Source organism: Sporosarcina sp. P26b (genome assembly GCF_002743245.1).
Lineage (GTDB): Bacteria > Bacillota > Bacilli > Bacillales_A > Planococcaceae > Sporosarcina > Sporosarcina ureae_C.
Genome location: NZ_PDYW01000041.1, coordinates 1 through 12,749 on the forward strand (window position 1 = coordinate 1; position 12,749 = coordinate 12,749).

Sequence of the window (12,749 nt, forward strand, 5' to 3'; positions counted from 1 at the left end):
TGAATGGGGAAAGTTCTTGGGTGACCCAACTCTGACTACTGCAATCCTAGATCGTCTTCTTCATCGCAGCGAAATTCTTACATTTAGTGAAGAGCAGGATAGCATTCGGATGAAATACAGAAAAACCCTTTTTAAAGAATGAAGTGTTGAGTCTTAATTGATGAAAACTGTTGAAAGTTATTTATCGAAAACTGTTGAATTCTACTTGACGGTTACAACCGGTTGATTTCAGCAAGCCAAACAGATGCTTTATAGGCGAACGTAATAGGCAATCCATGTTGACCGTGTGTACGTCCTGCCAGTACGACATCTTTAGTATCTTCAATCATCTGAACGAGAATCTTCTGAATCGCTAGAATCCCTTCTTCATACACTTCAATTGCTTCACGAATTTGCATAACATTTGCTGTATCCATGATATCCTGAGTTGTTGCACCCCAATGTACAAACTCGCCGTACCCGCTTTCGCAGGCATCCGTCAATTGTCTGATCAAAGGGACAATTGGATGACTTATCTCTTTCATCTCTTTTCCTAACTCTTCTAAATCGATATTTTCTAATTTCGCTTTATTGACAATTTCTTTTCCAGCAGCTTCAGGAATTATACCTAATTTTGCTTCTGCTTTCGCAAGGGAAGCTTCCACATCTAGCCATTTCTGAACCAGACTTTCTGCTGAAAATATCTCACGCATTTTCTCTGTTCCAAATGAATCTTTAAATAATACGGAATCGTAAACTGATGACGCCATTTTATCTCCTCCAACTTCAATTATTAGTTTTTTGAATTTTTAGTACATACATATCGTATCATTGCAAAAATTTTTAAACTAATATAAAATAATTATAGAATCCATAACAAATTAGAATAGATAAAGTGTTTTTTTATTCCATTTATGTATAATGAGGTGGCATTATGAATATTAAACAGCTAGAATACTTCATTTGCGTTGCTGAAGAGGAAAGCTTTACAAATGCTTCGAAAATAATGTTTGTTTCGCAACCCAATTTAAGTAAATCGATTAGTCAGTTGGAAAATGAACTTGGCGTAAAGCTATTCGATCGCAAACCCCGACTTACTAAACTTAACAAATACGGAGAGTATTACTATAAACGAGTAAAAGAAGCTTTTCTTTTGTTGAATGAAGCTGAAAATACTGTAAAGGAAATGATCAATCCGCATGCTGGAACAATCAATCTGTCATTTGTTCATACATTGGGAAATACATTTATTCCTCAAATGATTGGAGAATATCGCAAAAAATTTCCTGATATAAAGTTTAATTTATTACAAAGCTCGACAGACGTATTACTAGAAGACTTATTAACAGGAGGGGCAGACTTCTGTTTCTTGATGGACAGGGAATTCCCTAATGGTATTAGCCACTTCAAGCTTTTCGCAGAGGAAATGTTCGTGATTTTACCTAACGACCACCATTTAAAAGATAATAAAACAATTAATTTACGAGACTTAGAGCATGAGGAATTTATTAGTTTTAAAACAGGAATCGGTCTGCGTAATACTATAGATAAAATATGTAATGAAGCTGGTTTTCAGCCAAACACCATTTTTGAATGCCAAGAAGTGGCCACAGTGGCGGGGTTTGTTGAGGAAGGGCTTGGAGTTAGCCTAGTACCAAAATTAAAAGGATTAGAAAACCTTTCTATTAAGATCATCCCTATTTTAAATAAAGCCCATTTAAGAAATATTAATTTAGCTATACGTGACGATGCTTATCGACCTCCCGCGGTTGTTAACTTTTACCAATTTTTAAAAGAGAAATTTAGTATTTCAAAAAATTTATGATTTTATTAATATATAGTTATCAGAAGATAGTAGAGATCCAACTAAAAACACGTCGAGTATACTGAAAATGAATACTATTAACTTAAAAAGCTTCCGCATTACATGTGTCTGCTGAAAAATAAACAATTTACTAAACATTATTTTCAAAAGTATTTACCCGAATAAAAAATAGGGCACATTCCATTCATTCTTTGGATGGAATGTGCTCTATTTTTTATTTTAACTTTGTCGTTGAGTAACTTGATGACCCGCTTCTGATTGATCGCAAATGCAGTGGTAGCACCTTGTATTATGACTGCCAAGTAAGCTCGATGATTTAGAGGTTTTGTAGCTATTCTGAAGTATCGATTCCCTGTCCTTCTTTACAATCTTATAACGAACTTTCGCGAGTTTTTTAAACTCATTGGTCTTTTGAATGGCAGTTTTGTGTTTGTTCCTTATGTTCCGGGACTTTATTGTTACACTGCACGGTTTGCTTATTGCTCCTTTAATTATAACTCTAACTTTTCTTACTTGTCTCTGCCTTTTGATTTGCCAGACATCTAGATGAGTATCCAAACCTCCCTACATCGTTATTGATTGGAATTGGATTACTCATCGTTCTTCGTTCATTTCCCATGGTAAAAAAGATGTTTAGCTTGGATGGTAATTAGAGTTTTTCCAAGTTGAAGTATTTTAAAATCCCAGTTCCAGAATATGCAACGTTACCCCGAACCACTTCCCCCTCATGCTAACCTCTTTACTTTTCGTTATTAATATCTAAAGATTCTACTCGCCATATTTTTCCTATTATTATTATTTGCTCTGCGTAATAGCGTTTTATAACCAATATAAGTGGAGCCTACCGAATTATGCCCCATGCTAGCACCCGAATCATTGGATAACTCCATTGGTTATCATTTTCCTCTGTTACTTCTCTTTATACGTTGACTCTTTCTTTGGTGGCCCAGATTTGTGTGACCTTTGATTGCGTTTTAACTACCTCAATCACTTGCACGAAATACTGTAATTTTCTTCAACTTCATATAAGGTGAGTTTCGAAAGGGACCTCCCGACTATCGCCTCTTCCAGATGACGGACTGGACTCCTTAGTTTTTCTAATCCCCTAAAGTGACACTTTGGGTGAAGTTGATAGTACAGTTTCTAGGTTTGCGCGAAATCTACCTTCATCACTTTACTAAGGAGTAATCCTTTCTCAACTACATTTCCCTCTTTTTTACATTGGGGGATTACTTAATTCATATAATGTAAGCAAAATCGGGGACTTTTTGTCAAGGTACTCGAATTGATGACTTTATCTCCTAGCGTCATACTTAGAAAGTATCTTTTTCACAATACCATAATATACAAAACACAATTGTAACTACAAGATGTTGCGTTGAAATGGAGCCACCGCGGGCATAAATAGTAATCTGGGGTCAGCTATATCAAGGGCTGACTTTACCTACAGGGCCTATCATGCCAACTACTCCATTAAAAGTTGCCACACCAAGTTTACTTGCAATACTATCTGACAACTATACAAAGTATTTGATAGGCATGTCGTATCTTGATATTTCGACGAGGGCTGCACTCGATAAATTATAATTCGATTTAAACAGTCAGTATTTGAACACACTGATCAAGTAAATGGCATTGTGGTCATTATTCAAATAATATTTGGATTAAAGTTCATCTTAGACTATTGAAAGCAGAACAAAAGAAAAGAAAACCGGTGTACGAACGGATCACTCTTCGCTCAGTCACTTCTTTTCTATTATTAGATATTAGACTTTTTCAGCGCTCACGCGTAAAATGGATGTCTTGCATTCTTACAATATATTTATCGATCTTCAATGCGAATTCAGAAGTTTCCGACCCATTGACTTAATTGTCAGCTCAGACGTTGTCATCTTTGTGCTTCAGATCATCCGTGATGAGTGACGAGAAGATAATAATTAATTTTTTCTTTTTCTCCACTTAGTCCATTTAACAACAAAACTTTTACACTTTTAACGTTCTATTAGATAGTAGTATATCCTTTTAAGACAATTACTAGTGTTATTATCCAAGAATAATTCTACTCACTTAATAAAATGATTAAAATTGATCTATACAAATTATATATATAAATTCTAGTGTTTTCATCTACGATACAACAATATTAAGAATAATTGAATATTGTTATTGTATCTCAGAAAGTATTGTTGTATGCTTGTATTACAACTTTAAATAAAGCGCTTACAAAGGGAGGCTTTTCATTGAAAAAAATTGGTTTAGTATTTTTATCTTTAGCTTTAGTAGCTTTAACAGCTTGTAGTAATGATAATGGGGACAGCAGTTCAAATGGCGATAAGAAAGAACAATTTCTTACGATTGCCACAGCATCTACAGGAGGTACATATTATCCTATCGGTGTAGGTATGGGTAACCTATGGACAAAAGAACTTGAAGGTGAAGGAATTAAAGCAAGCGGACAATCTTCGGCAGGTTCAGTTGAAAATATTGACTTACTGAAAAAGAACGAGGCACATCTTGCAATCATTCAAGGATTAATTGGCGCACAAGCTTATCAAGGCACTGGAAGTTTTGAAGGTAATAAATTTGAAGACTTACGCTCAGTCGCTATGATTTGGCCGAACGTCGAACACTTTGTCCTTATGGATAAAAAGATAGAAACCGGAACTATCAGTGACATTAAAGGAACTACATTCTCAGTTGGACCCCAAGCAAGTGGTACTGAACAATCTACTCTAGTTATGATGGATGGGATAGATTTAACAATTAAGGATATTAAACCTGAATATCTTGGATATGACGATACTATTTCAGCGATGCGCGACGGACGTTTAGATGGAGGTTCTGTACCAGCAGGAATTCCTGTTGCGGCAGTGACTGATATGTATGCAAGTGGAGTAAAGGCTTCAGTACTTGATATAACTCCTGAACAAGCTAAAGCAATTAATGATATTAGCAATGCGTGGTATGAATATACAATACCCGCAGAGACTTACCCTAAGCAAACTGAAGAGATTCACACCCTTGCACAACCAAACCTTTTAGTTGCCTCAATTGAATTGGATGAAGAAACAGTTTACTTATTAACTAAAACATTATACGAGAACCTGGAATTTATGTATGAAGTTCATAACTCCGCAAAGGTTATGAAACTGGAGAATGCGTTAGATGGTCTACCTTCTCCTTTACACATCGGCGCATATAAGTACTTTAAAGAAGTCGGTCTTGAAATTCCTGAAGATTTAATTCCACCAGAAGCAAAATAATAACAATAAAGGATGGAATACTTTCCATCCTTTTCTTATTCACGGAGGGGGCATAAACAATGAACAATAAAGCGCATGACGTTGAGATAGTTGACCGCGAAACTGGCGGTGGTAATAAGAATTTAACTGGTTTAACCCAAAAAATTATGATTCTAACGGCGTTTGCATTATCAATTTTCGCCATTTATACTAATGGATTTTCAAATATACAAGAGATTTATAGAAATGCAATATTTTTAGGATTCTTACTGGTTTTGACGTTCTTGCTATACCCTCTTTCTTCAAAAGCAAACAAGAATAAAAAGATGACTGTTCTGGATATCATTCTCTTAATAGCCGGAATTGCAGGCATTGGCTATATTATTCTTTCCTATACAACCATTCATGTAGATCGCCATTCACAGGCTATTACAATGGATTATGTATTTGCAGTTATTACATTGATCGTGTTGTTGGAAGCTTCTAGAAGAGTAATCGGGATTTTTATTCCACTACTCAGTTTTACTGCCATAATCTATGCAATGTTTGGCCCTTACTTCCCTGGTTTATTCGCACACGCTGGATTCACTATCGAACGACTATTGTACAGAATGTATATGACTACAGAGGGCGTATTCGGTATGACATTGTCTATTGCCTCCACGTATATCGTACTTTTTATTTTATTTGGCGCATTTTTAACAGTAAGTGGTGCTTCTCAATTTTTTAATGAATTGGCGTTGGCTATAGCTGGACGTCGCAGGGGTGGACCCGCGCAAGTAGCGGTTATTTCCAGTGCTCTGACAGGCTCATTAAGCGGTAGCGCTGTAGCTAACGTTGCTACTACTGGCAGTTTTACTATTCCTTTAATGAAAAAAATCGGCTTAAAACCACAGTTTGCAGCAGCAGTAGAAGCCGCCGCCTCGACTGGTGGTATGATAATGCCGCCAATTATGGGGGCTGCCGCATTCATTATGGCTGGATTCCTAGGAATATCTTATACTACCATTATAATTGCAGCCATTTTCCCAAGTATTCTCTATTACGCTGCATTGATCTTTGCTATTGATATCGAGGCTAAGAAACAAGGACTAAAAGGTTTAAGTAAAGACTCTCTTCCTATTATCAAAGAAGTAATTAAAGAACGCGGCTTGCTTATACTGCCAATACTAATTGTAATTGGTACATTATTAGTGGGTAAAACACCTTTATTCGCAGGCTTTGCAGGTATTGTTTCTGTTATTATTGCATCTTGGTTAACAAAAGATAAAAGTACGCGTGTTACACCAAAGAAAGCTTTCGAAGCATTGGTTGATGGTGCCCGCGGTACGATACAAGTTGGAATTGCCTGTGCTTCAATAGGGATCATAATCGCAGTCGTGACGATGACAGGACTCGGATCTACTTTTGCTTATAATATTTTAGAATTGGCTAACGGCTCTTTGGCTATAATCCTGATACTAGTAATGGTAACTTGTATAATTCTCAGCTTAGGATTGCCTTCTACTGCATTATACATCATCGTAGCTGTAACAGCTGCACCTGCATTAATCCAAGCAGGTGTTAATCCATTGGCAGCACATTTCTTTGTATTCTGGTTTGGTGCATTATCAAATGTAACTCCTCCTGTTGCTTTAGCAGCCTATACGGCCGCAGGTATAGCCGGAGCAGACGCAATGAAAACATCTTGGACAGCCCTGAAATTAGCTTTACCAGGTTTTATCGTTCCATTTATGATTGTCTATAATCCGATTTTGATTTTACAGACTGAACCGGGGACTAAAAATTTATGGCTCGTCGTTACACTAGCCTGCATTACTGCATTGATTGGAATTTTCGCACTAGCTGTATCGATAAACAATTACTTCTCTATGAAGTTAAATATTATAGAAAGAATCGGAATTACAATCAGTGCCTTATTATTAATAAAGCCAGGTCTATTAACTGACGGAACCGGAATTTCAATTTTAGTAATCTTGTTGTTATGGAATTCTTATAGAAATAAAAAATACACAACTATGAAACAACCGGTTTCTGCGTGAGAGGGATATTAAATTGATTACTCCTATACGAAAAACTAAAATGTCTAATCAGATATTAGAAAAACTTAAAGAGATGATTAGAGATCAAGAATTTCCACCCAATACTAAATTACCTTCGGAAAATGACTTAGCAAAAATGTTCGGTGTTAGTCGCGCTCCTATTCGTGAAGCGATTAGCGTATTAGTCGCTTCTGGATTGGTTGAATCAGTTCAAGGTGGCGGAAATTTTGTTACAGACAGCACCCACCTCAATAATTTGGATACCGTAGCATATGAGATGATTACCGATAAAGAAATTTATAACTTATTGGAACTAAGAACTGTTCTTGAAACAGAAGCTGCCTACTTTGCAGCTGAAAGACATTCCGAAGAAGATATTAAAAAAATAAGTTTAGCGCTTGATGAATTCGCGAAAACTATGAGTGACAATCGTGTTGTCGGAGACGAAGCCGATTATCAATTTCATCTCGCAGTTGTGGAAGCGGCACATAACTCCTTCTTGACACAGTCTATTGAAAATTTAAGTGAACTTTATCAAAAGGCTTTAAAGTATTCACTTTCTAAAAACATTGGAAAAAGGCGCAAAAGAGAATCTGTTTATCAAGAGCACTTAAATATATATAATGCCATCAAGTGCAGGGATAAAGAAAGAGCTTCATTTTATATGAAAAAGCATTTAGTAAATGCTCGCATTAAATTAGGTGATGACCGCATTAACCGTCTAGGAGAATTTAAAGAGGGAGATTGATCTCCCCTCTTTATTTATTATTACTGGACCATCCACTAGGCCAGCGAGGTATATACACATGAAACCACTTGTTAAAGAAGACAGATTGTACAAAAAGGTTCTGCAGTCAATACTAAACTACATTGAAGAACACTCTATAAAAGCAGGTCAACGTCTTCCTTCTGAGAGATTATTGGCTGAAGCATTAAATGTTTCTCGTACCACTGTAAAAGAAGCCATCTCTGTGTTAGAGGCGAACGGAGTACTGCACATTAAACAAGGTGTGTGGACATTTCTCTCTGCAACATGTAACCAACAAATGAATGATGATGTGACTATTATGTTAAGGAACCAAAGTATCCAATTTTTAAATCTCATTGAACTGCGTCAAGCGATAGAAGGTGACATTGCTTTTTATGCTGCCAAAAGGATAACTGAAACACAAAAAGAAACTTTGATTTCGGCTCATCAAAAACTAGTTGCTGCAGAACAGGCAGGAGAACAAGCAATAAATGAAGACCTGGAGTTCCATATGGCTATATCAGAAGCTTAAAATAACAATTTATTAATCGAAATGATGAATTTAATTTCTGAGAGGACACGAATATTCCTGATTCAAAACCGCCCCGATACCATAGAGAATTCAGCACAAATTATAACTGTGATGAAAGAGCATCATCAAATATACGAAGCAATACTATGTGGGGATGCCGAAAAAGCTAAACACTCAATGTGGTCCCATTTAGATTCTATAAAAATTCGTCATCACTATGATCGGAGAGATTAAAGTGAAAGAAAAACTTCAAACAATCGTATATGATTTAGCACAGCATTTACCTTCTGAACGATTACTAACGGCCGAACACGATCTTTTTAGTTATGCATTTGATGCTTCTTTTGGAATTTATAAACCTGACGTTGTATGTCAACCTACCGCAACTGAAGAAGTTGTGGCGATAGTGAAAATTGCTGAAAAGTTCAAATGTCCTCTTGTTTCAAGAGGAAGTGGTACTAGTCTGAGTGGCGGTCCCCTACCTGTGGGAGGTGGAATCGTACTTGATTTCTCTTTATGGAATACGAAATTAGAAATCTATCCCGATGATTTAGTTGCAGTAGTTTCTCCTGGTGTAATTACGTCATCTATTAACAACTTAGCAGAACAGTACGGCCTTATGTATCCTCCTGATCCAAGTAGTTCCCATGTATCTACTATCGGTGGGAACTTGGCTGAAAACGCCGGAGGTCCACGTGGTTTAAAGTACGGAGTAACCAAAGACTATGTGCTCGGGCTGGAAATCGTAACTGCAGATGGTAGGGTGATCAATACTGGAGGCAGAACGGTAAAAAACGTGACGGGATATGACTTAACAAAGCTTGTCGTAGGATCAGAAGGCACTCTGGCGATTATTACGGAAGCAACACTTCAATTGATCCCTAAACCAATCGCAACTAAAACCGCATTAATTTCTTTCGATGAAATCACAGATGCTGGAAAAGCTATTTCGACGGTTCTGAGTTCAGGAATATTGCCGGCTAAAATGGAAATAATGGATCAACATTCAATTATTGCGGTTGAAGAATACGAACCACTTGGATTACCAACAGATGTTGAAGCTATTCTATTAATTGAGCTAGATGGACATCCAAAAGCCTTAAACGATGAAATGAAAATAGTTGAAGACGCCTGTTTACGTGTAAATGCAAGAAGTATTAAAATCGCTGCTGACAATAAAGAAGCTCAGCAACTTTGGCGCGCAAGGAAGCTAGTATCACCCGCTATCGTTAAAATAAAACCAACAAAGATATCCGAGGATGCTACAGTACCAAGAAGTAAAATCCCTGATATGTTTAAACGTTTAAAAGAGATTCGTGAAAAGTATCAGTTGCATCTGGTTGTATTCGGACACGCAGGAGACGGAAATCTACACCCGAATATTATTGCGGATGCACGTGATCAAGAAGAAATGGCACGTGTAGAATTAGCTGTCGGCGAAATATTTCAAGCAGCTATCGACTTAGGTGGGACTTTATCCGGTGAACATGGAATAGGCTTAATGAAATCCACTTTCATGGAAAGTGAACTGGGTGCAGACGGGCTACATATGATGAAACTGATTAAAGACGCATGGGACCCTGATAACATCTTAAATCCTGGTAAAATATTTGCAGAACCCGGGCAAAGGTTTGTGTTGAAAAATGACTAAAGAACAAGATTTTATAAAAGACCTGGCCTATAATGAGACGTTTAACTGTGTACAATGCGGTTACTGCCTCCCTACCTGCCCTACCTATGTTTCATTCGGAAAAGAAACCCACTCGCCAAGAGGAAGAATTAATTTAGTCAAAATGGCTGCTGAAGGAAAAATCTCATTAGATGATCTCGCCGATCCAATCGATTTATGCCTTGGTTGCAGAGCATGTGAAACGGTTTGTCCTACAAATGTTGAATACGGTAAAATACTGACTTCCGCAGTTAATGCACTATCTGATCATCGTAGAGCGAAGAGAAGCAAGAAAGAAAAACTCCTTAGAAAACTAGCTTTTCAATATGCATTACCGAATAAAAAGGTTCTGAAATTAGCGGGGAAAGGATTATATGTTTTCCAAAAAACGAAGATGAATAATGTCGTTCGAAAAACAAACATCTTACCTCAGTCTTTAGAACAGATGGAAAAAGTCACTCCAGAAGTGAAGCTCCCTCTCAAACGTAACAGTGAAGTTGCGAACAAAACTTCTACTTATAAGATTGGCTTTTTCACAGGCTGTATAATGGATACTTTCTTTGCAAATATTAATGATTTATCAATTAAACTGTTGGAAACTGGCGGTTGTGAAGTGACTACTATAAAAGAACAAACTTGCTGTGGCGCACTTCAACACCATGCCGGCGAAGAAAATCGAGCTGTTGCTCTCGCAAAAAAAAATATCGTAGCCTTCGAAAAATATGAATTTGATTTTATAGTTAACGCTATCGGTGGATGTGGTGCTGCATTAGTCGAATATCCATTATATTTCAAGCCTGATGATCCATGGTATAAACGAGCAACAACTTTTGCTGAAAAGTGCAAAGATATTAGTGTCATACTGACAAAACTGGATTTAGTATTCAGTCAGAGAATAGAAAAAGTCACTACTTATCAACCATCATGTCACTTAACGAATGTGCAGCACGTAGTGGATCCACCATTAGAATTATTAAAAAAGATAGAAGGAATCTACTATATTCCTTTACCACAAAAAGATATGTGTTGCGGATCAGCAGGCATTTATAATATCATTCATCATCAAGAATCTATGCTAGTTCTGGATGACAAAATGAAAAACATCACTGCCATAATACCCGAATTGATTGTTACGACAAATCCAGGATGTCATTTACAGATGCTTTTGGGAGTAGAACAGAATGGCTTGACGGATAAAATACAAGTAGTTCATCTAGTAGAGTTACTAGCTGAAGCTTGTGAGATAAGCTAAAGATGGAGGAATGTAATTATGGAAAAGTATATTATTATCGGTGGGGGTATCGTCGGATTATCAGTTGGTATGGAACTACTGGATAGAAACCCAAAATCTAAAGTAACCATTCTAGAAAAAGAGTCTGATATTGCTTCACATCAAACTGGTCATAACAGCGGGGTTATCCATTCTGGAATTTACTATAAGCCAGGTAGTTATAAAGCAAAGTTTGCCAAGGCTGGCAGTGAAGGTATGCGTGCATTTTGTGAAGCAAATGATGTTAAGCATGACATATGCGGTAAAGTTATCGTCGCCACGCACGATAAAGAATTAACTCAATTAAACAACCTGTACCAGCGCGGTCTTGAAAATGGATTAATGGTCTCCAAACTAGACAAAGATCAGTTGCTGGAAAAAGAGCCGCATGTGAATGGTGTGGGAGCTATTCATGTCCCTGCTGCTGGTATAGTCAATTATAAAGAAGTTTCCAATAAGATAGCAGAAATCTTTATTAGTAAAGGCGGTACTATACAAAATAACGCTGAAGTAGTAACAATTACTGAATCTCCAAACGAAGTGGTAGTAGAAACATTAAGCAAAACATATAGGGGAACTTTCTTATTAAATTGTGCAGGTCTTCAAAGTGATCGCATTGCTAAAATGGCTGGGTATTTAATTGATATGAAAATCCTTCCTTTCCGTGGCGAGTACTTTATGCTAAAGGAAGAGAAAAGAGATTTTGTTAATAATTTAATCTATCCTGTTCCTAATCCAGACTTTCCATTCTTAGGTGTTCACTTTACTAGAATGATTGATGGAAATGTAGACGTAGGACCAAATGCAGTTCCGGGCTTCAGTCGTGAAGCTTATAATAAAACATCTTTTAATTTAAAGGACTTTACTGAAATGGCCACTTATCCTGGTATGTGGAAGCTTGGGCTAAAGTATGCTAAAGAAGGTATTGACGAAATGAAGCGCTCTTTCAGCAAAGAAAAGTTTGTCGAGAGTGCACAAACATTAGTACCAGAAATCCGGGTAGAGGATTTAATTCCAGGGCCAGCTGGTGTTAGAGCACAAGCTCTTAGAAGTGATGGAAGTCTTGTAGATGATTTCTTTATTGTTAACGGCAGAAATAGTGTCCACGTGTGCAATGCACCCTCACCTGCAGCTACTGCAGCTTTAGAAATCGGTAGAGAAGTGGTAGACAAAGTTGAGCACATTCTGTCTAGAAAGTAATGATACGAAAGCGTAATATACTATATATAGTAACTTCATTATAATCAACCGCCTTTGTAATCTTCACATTGCAAAGACGGTTTTTTAGTATATTACTATCTTTATCGACACAAAAAGACCTCCACATAAAACGGAAGTCTCTCATTCTTATAATATATACTTATCGATCTTCAATACCAATTCAGCAATTTCCGGCTTACTGACTTGATCATCAGCTCCGACGCTGTCCCCTTTGTGCTTCA

The 12,749-nt window shown here is 37.0% G+C and carries 10 protein-coding genes and 2 pseudogenes; 10 read left to right on the top strand and 2 right to left on the bottom strand.

The annotated features are described in order from the left end of the window. On the top strand, positions 1 to 142 hold a 142-nt coding region (locus CSV69_RS15915), incomplete at its 5' end, for an ATP-binding protein (protein ID WP_158232706.1). A gap of 70 nt (positions 143 to 212) precedes the next feature. Here CSV69_RS15915 and CSV69_RS15920 read toward each other — a convergent pair. Continuing rightward, entirely contained in the window at positions 213 to 749 is a 537-nt protein-coding gene (locus tag CSV69_RS15920) for a lyase family protein (protein WP_099693940.1), read from the bottom strand. Positions 750 to 913: 164 nt separating this feature from the next. Between CSV69_RS15920 and CSV69_RS15925 the strand changes: the two genes are divergently transcribed. From CSV69_RS15925 to lhgO, 9 genes and pseudogenes are all read left to right on the top strand, one after another. Continuing rightward, on the top strand, positions 914 to 1,804 hold the full coding sequence (locus CSV69_RS15925; RefSeq protein ID WP_099693941.1) for a LysR family transcriptional regulator: 891 nt from the start codon (positions 914 to 916) through the stop codon (positions 1,802 to 1,804). Between the two features lie 1,458 nt (positions 1,805 to 3,262). Then, entirely contained in the window at positions 3,263 to 3,391 is a 129-nt protein-coding gene (locus CSV69_RS17350; protein ID WP_255396892.1) for a hypothetical protein, read from the top strand. A gap of 653 nt (positions 3,392 to 4,044) precedes the next feature. Beyond that, entirely contained in the window at positions 4,045 to 5,067 is a 1,023-nt protein-coding gene (locus CSV69_RS15935) for a TAXI family TRAP transporter solute-binding subunit (RefSeq protein WP_099693943.1), read from the top strand. Between the two features lie 59 nt (positions 5,068 to 5,126). Next, entirely contained in the window at positions 5,127 to 7,088 is a 1,962-nt protein-coding gene (locus tag CSV69_RS15940) for a TRAP transporter permease (protein WP_099693944.1), read from the top strand. Between the two features lie 40 nt (positions 7,089 to 7,128). Further along, a complete protein-coding gene (locus CSV69_RS15945) occupies positions 7,129 to 7,836 on the top strand; it encodes a FadR/GntR family transcriptional regulator (protein WP_099693950.1) in 708 nt (235 codons plus the stop codon). 58 nt (positions 7,837 to 7,894) lie between these two features. After that, positions 7,895 to 8,602, top strand: a pseudogene (locus tag CSV69_RS15950) (FadR/GntR family transcriptional regulator). Then, a complete protein-coding gene (locus tag CSV69_RS15960) occupies positions 8,586 to 10,019 on the top strand; it encodes an FAD-binding oxidoreductase (protein WP_099693947.1) in 1,434 nt (477 codons plus the stop codon). The pseudogene CSV69_RS15950 and the gene CSV69_RS15960 overlap by 17 nt, the downstream one beginning before the upstream one ends. Beyond that, positions 10,012 to 11,289 (top strand): (Fe-S)-binding protein, encoded by a 1,278-nt coding sequence (locus CSV69_RS15965; protein ID WP_099693948.1) that lies wholly within the window; start codon positions 10,012 to 10,014, stop codon positions 11,287 to 11,289. Before CSV69_RS15960 ends, CSV69_RS15965 begins: the two co-directional genes overlap by 8 nt. An 18-nt stretch (positions 11,290 to 11,307) precedes the next feature. Next, complete coding sequence (gene lhgO / locus CSV69_RS15970) at positions 11,308 to 12,507, top strand: L-2-hydroxyglutarate oxidase (protein WP_099693949.1); 1,200 nt, start codon at positions 11,308 to 11,310, stop codon at positions 12,505 to 12,507. Positions 12,508 to 12,654: 147 nt separating this feature from the next. Here the strand turns inward: lhgO and CSV69_RS15975 are convergent. Continuing rightward, positions 12,655 to 12,749 (bottom strand): annotated as a pseudogene (locus CSV69_RS15975) (chemotaxis protein CheV); the annotation flags it as partial.